Genomic DNA, 4,812 nt, shown 5'->3' with positions numbered 1-4,812 from the left:
TGATGCTGGTTGAGAAAGGAGGGCCGGAAGCTCCCATTCTACGATATGCTTCCAGGGCGAAGAATATGCTATTTGAAGTGGAATTTGTCGTGAAGGAAAACGGCCATTTCGAGACGATCCAAACGGCACTCGTCTACGCGCTCACTGTAACCGAGTGCCGTCGGATCGCCGATGAAATGGCCTCCGAGTTCGAAGTTGACGGGATTCAGTTTTTTATTTCAGAACTCTAGTTTTTATCATGCCATAGCAAAACAGCTTTTTCAAGGGGAGGGGATGACATGGCAACCTTGCTTTTAGATGATCAGCCGTTGGTTATTTTACCACAACTCGCCGTGGCGATCGGACTGAACGAAAGCATCGTTGTTCAGCAGCTACATTACTGGCTCGAGAAAAGCGAAAACGTCCATGACGGCTATAAATGGATCTATAACACGTACGAGGACTGGCGGGAGCAATTTCCCTTCTGGTCAGAAAGCACGATTCGCCGGATCATCACCAAACTGGAGAAGATCGGGATCATCGTCTCAGCGAATTTCAATCGCTCGAGGATCGATAAAACAAAATGGTATCGGATCGATTACGACAAATTGGCTGAATTCGCGTCGTCTAATCAAGATGAACAGACGACTGATCAAAATGACGTTTCGACTGTTCAAAATGAGCAGACGACTGACGAAATCGACAGTCCATCCGGTCAAAATGAACAGTCCATCTGTTCAAATTGGACAGACGAAGCGCTCAATTTGAACAGACCAATACCAGAGAATACCACAGAGATTACTACAGAGAAAAAAGAAGAAGTAGAAGAAGACGCGCGCGCGCATTCCTTCCGAGAGATTATTCAATTCGTTGAACAGAACGGCTTTGGCACCGTTGGCAGCTACATAGGGGAAAAGATCGTTTCTTGGGTCGATGATACGTCCGAGGAATTGGTCTTAGAGGCATTGAAAATCGCGGTGGAGAACGGGGCCAAGACATGGAAATACGTTGAAACCATTTTACGTGACTGGTTCGAAAAAGGCTATCGCACCGTTGACCAGGTGAGAGCGGCACAATTGGCATTTCGGGAGCAACAACTGAAAAAACGTAAAGCCTCAACTGTTTCCGACGTCGGCCGAAAGATGCGGACTCCAGTGCGCACCGAGATCGTACCGGACTGGCTGAAGATGGACTATAGCCAACCGGAGGATGACGACTTTGACGTCGAACAGGCGCGCCGAGAGCTTGAGGAACGCCTCAAAAAGTATAAAGACAATCCAGATGGGTGATGTCGATGGGCTATCCGTTATGGATCCGTTTAGAGTACCGAAACGGAGTTGGATCGGTGACTGGATTGACGGCCAGCGTATGCTCGGAGGCGGATTTTCTCAATATCCTTGAGCACTGTGGCATCACAAGAACCAATTTGCTGACGGTGCGGATCAATGACAAGGACTATTCTGTTTCACGCCTTGACACGTTGTTTGCGAAGCTGCAAGCCGAAGGGAGGGGATCGGCGTGATGCTGCTCAAGTACGTGCTCATTCAGCATTTGCGCCGGCAAGGCATCTTTTCCGCCAGCGATGGCCGGGCGCTCTCAAAACTGACCACAGAAGAGATTCAGCGTGAATACGAACGAGCGAGAGGTGATCAGTCACATGGATTGGTCCAAGGCGACCATACAGCAGCTCGTGACCATCATTCGTTTTGAAGAGTGCCCGGAAATATATAAGCATCGGGCGCGGCAAGAAATGAAACAACGGTTAGGGGGAAGAGACCATGAAAAAACAACGTCAATCACTGCATGGGCCAGTGAAAATCAGCTATCTCACGCCGGAAGAACTGGAAGCGTACCGAAACCGTCCGCGCAAATACTACGATGACGACAACTGACGAATCATTGACTGGCGCTGGCCGAGATCAAGGGGGACACGCCGATGAAACTGACGAAGTTGTTTAAGATGCAGCGGGAACTAGATGAGCGCATTGTGCGAGAGATTCTGCTATGCGAGAGAGTGAACGCTAGATGAGGCGTCGAAAGCGGAAAGCTAGATGGTATTTGTTATATCGTAAAGAAAATCGCGATGTGGTTTATGTATATGAGCCATTGCGCAAGTATGAGCTACAAAGCAGACTCCGACGCGGATGGACAGTTATTGAATGAGACAAAAAAAGCCGGGATCCCTCCCGACAGCCTCAACATCATTATATCACAGCGGAGGGATCCAAGTGAGAAGAGCGCAAGAATTGCAGATTGATATAGATAACATGACGGTTTCACATCCAGTCGTGCCAGGGAAGGTGCTTGTGATTGTCATTGACGGCGTGCAAGGAAAAGCTAAAGTAGCGGAAGCAGTTGAGCATGGTTTTACGATCGTTGAAACGGCAAAGGGAAAAACGGCGCGGATTAAATTTGAAGAAAGCGAGTTGTTTTGAATTGAAACTGAGGTGATCTAAATGCCAATCATGTTTCCGCCGATATCGGATGACGATGCGTTAATGCTTGAGACATATCTCACCTTTGCAATTAGTCAAATGGGGCGACCAGATAGCCAGACATTGTGTCAATTTATCAACTTCTTGCAGCAAAAGTGTAGAGAGATCGAAGCGAATCGTTGGCGTGCGGATCCGGCAAACTGGGGAGCTTGCTGCCCGTGGCCGGATGATGATTTTCCGTTCTAGGTGGTGAGCACATGCAGCAACTTTCGATTTTTGATTTTCTCGAAGAGGTTGTCGAGACTGATTCGAAATATATCTTTGACTTAATTAAGAAAAGGGATCACCAATGTAAATGTGGAGGAATTTTGATTCCTCGTTGGAACAAAGAACAAGAACATTATGATTCTGTTTGCGCACATTGCTTTTCAACTAAAGAACGTTTTTATCCGGTAAACATGTGCCAAAGATGCGGCTGCACAACGAACGTTTATCAAGTATGGTTGTACGACTATAACGCAGAAAATGTATGTAAATATTGCATAAGACAGGACATGTTGCTTTCAAAGTTTTTTAAGCCGTCAATAAAGGAATTTAAGGAGGGAGAGAACGGATGAATCATCTGCAGCAGGTGTTTAATTACAGCGGCAGCCAGGTGCGGACGATTGTAAAAGACGGGGAAGTATGGTTTGTTGCTAAAGATGTTTGTGAAATTTTAGACATTGCTGATGCAAGGAAAGCAGTCCAAAGACTCGATGAAGATGAGCGGAGTTTAATTCCGGTCACTGATTCGTTAGGAAGAAAGCAAGAAACGTTCATTGTGAACGAACCCGGACTATATGCATTAATTCTAGGGAGCCGGAAATCAGAGGCTAAACAGTTTAAGCGATGGATCACACATGAAGTCATTCCGACAATTAGAAAAACGGGCGGATACGTAGCAAACGACGATTTGTTCGTGGAGACATATCTAAAACACGCGGACGAACAAACCAAACTTCTCTTTCGCGCCACATTGGAAACGGTCCGAAAACAAAACGAACAGATCGCGGCGATGCAACCGAAAGCCGACTACTTTGACGCACTCGTTGATCGGCGGTTGTTGACAAACTTCCGAGATACGGCCAAGGAACTGAAAATCAAACCAAAGGCATTTATCGATTGGCTGCTGGAGAAAAAGTATATATATCGAGACCAAAAAGGAAAGTTGAAGCCGTATGCTCAATACGTACCGTCCTTATTTGAGTTGAAGGAGTGGGAACGAAATGGACGAGCTGATGTGCAGACACTCGTGACGCCGAAGGGACGAGAAACGTTCCGAATCTTGCTGCAAAAAGCGGCTGTTTTGATATAATGGAATCAAAACCAAATATGTCCAAGACCGAGAGCGTGAGGACACTGATTGTGCAGAGTAGCAGGGCTATCTCTGTATGATTGGTGTCCTCTTTTCTTTTGCGATCAAAGGGAGGGAAAACAGATGCGCACCATCCAAGACCAAATGCGAAAATGGATCAAGGCCAATAACATGACCTATCATCCGGAGCGGAACCGAAAAGAACGGAAGCAGAAACGGAACGAGGAGCGGATGACGGAGCGGGAGATTAAGGAGCTGATGGGCACCTACCGGCCAATCTATCGACGAGGCAAAGGCGGCGCATTTCGCCAGCGATAGGAGGGAGAACATTGAAAGAGTTCATGCTGCCGGAGATTGATCGTGCGGCCACAAAAAGGGCGGTGGAAGCGGCGTTGGAGAAATACCGCGTCTACTTGCTGACGCTTCGGCTGGATGAAATGCCGAGGGTCACGCAGTGTTACTCGCTTGTGCCTGCATCGTCCAATCAGTTTCGCTCCTCAACAGAAAGCATCGCAATCCGTAACGTCGATTATGAGCGGGAGCGGGAAGAGTATATCCGGCGGATTACCAGTGCAGTAAATCGCCTAAGCAAATGGGAGCGTGCCATTATTGTCCGACGATATATGTCGTTTGAAGATGTCTACGACTATGAAGTGTATCCTGAGCTTGGCATGAGCGAGCGGAAATATTATCGGTTGAAATCAAGGGCATTTTACAAGCTTGCCTTCGCTTTGAAAATTGAAGTGTACCGTGAGGAGGTGGCTTCATCATGAATTTTGTCCAGCCTATTCGAGATCCGGAAAAGATCGCGGCGATGAAGAAATATTTGCTGCAACGAAGCAAACGCAACTACATCCTGTTTGTCCTCGGCATCAACACAGGACTGAGAATATCAGACCTATTGCAATTGAAGAAGGAAGATTTGCTGCAAACACACTTGAAACTGCGGGAGAAGAAGACGAGAAAGGAGAAGCGGATCCGCATCCCACCAGCTATTCGAAAAGAACTCATCGAGTATGCCAAGACGCTCAAGGACGGTGAATA

The 4,812-nt window shown here is 47.2% G+C and carries 10 protein-coding genes; all 10 read left to right on the top strand.

Translation table 11 applies throughout. From position 1 onward, the window contains the following. A partial coding sequence (locus GZ1_RS17365; RefSeq protein ID WP_049624387.1) for a hypothetical protein occupies positions 1-230 on the top strand: 230 nt, incomplete at its 5' end. Positions 231-278: 48 nt separating this feature from the next. Then, a complete protein-coding gene (locus GZ1_RS17360) occupies positions 279-1,268 on the top strand; it encodes a DnaD domain-containing protein (protein WP_060788988.1) in 990 nt (329 codons plus the stop codon). Positions 1,269-1,273: 5 nt separating this feature from the next. Further along, positions 1,274-1,501, top strand: coding sequence for a hypothetical protein (locus GZ1_RS17355; protein WP_060788987.1), 228 nt, complete (start codon positions 1,274-1,276; stop codon positions 1,499-1,501). After that, a complete protein-coding gene (locus GZ1_RS17350; RefSeq protein WP_060788986.1) occupies positions 1,501-1,689 on the top strand; it encodes a Fur-regulated basic protein FbpA in 189 nt (62 codons plus the stop codon). Before GZ1_RS17355 ends, GZ1_RS17350 begins: the two co-directional genes overlap by 1 nt. A gap of 518 nt (positions 1,690-2,207) precedes the next feature. Beyond that, positions 2,208-2,414: an XtrA/YqaO family protein gene (locus GZ1_RS17345; protein ID WP_025950444.1), complete on the top strand. Its 207-nt coding sequence runs from the start codon at positions 2,208-2,210 to the stop codon at positions 2,412-2,414. A 21-nt stretch (positions 2,415-2,435) separates the two neighbouring features. Further along, the gene (locus GZ1_RS17340; RefSeq protein WP_096225803.1) at positions 2,436-2,660 is read left to right on the top strand and encodes a hypothetical protein; all 225 of its coding nucleotides are present in this window, start codon (positions 2,436-2,438) and stop codon (positions 2,658-2,660) included. A gap of 367 nt (positions 2,661-3,027) precedes the next feature. Then, complete coding sequence (locus tag GZ1_RS17330; RefSeq protein WP_060788985.1) at positions 3,028-3,768, top strand: BRO family protein; 741 nt, start codon at positions 3,028-3,030, stop codon at positions 3,766-3,768. 123 nt (positions 3,769-3,891) lie between these two features. Then, on the top strand, positions 3,892-4,086 hold the full coding sequence (locus tag GZ1_RS17325) for a hypothetical protein (RefSeq protein WP_060788984.1): 195 nt from the start codon (positions 3,892-3,894) through the stop codon (positions 4,084-4,086). A 23-nt stretch (positions 4,087-4,109) separates the two neighbouring features. Beyond that, on the top strand, positions 4,110-4,541 hold the full coding sequence (locus GZ1_RS17320) for an ArpU family phage packaging/lysis transcriptional regulator (RefSeq protein ID WP_049624395.1): 432 nt from the start codon (positions 4,110-4,112) through the stop codon (positions 4,539-4,541). Beyond that, positions 4,538-4,812, top strand: a 275-nt coding sequence (locus GZ1_RS17315) for a tyrosine-type recombinase/integrase (RefSeq protein WP_157074399.1), incomplete at its 3' end; no start/stop codon positions are given. The genes GZ1_RS17320 and GZ1_RS17315, both read left to right, overlap by 4 nt.

Origin of the sequence: Geobacillus zalihae NBRC 101842 (assembly GCF_001544135.1) — a bacterium.
In the GTDB taxonomy this organism is placed as follows: Bacteria; Bacillota; Bacilli; order Bacillales; family Anoxybacillaceae; genus Geobacillus; species Geobacillus zalihae.
The sequence above is the reverse complement of the archived record's forward strand: the minus strand, read 5'-3'. Positions and strand labels throughout refer to the sequence as shown.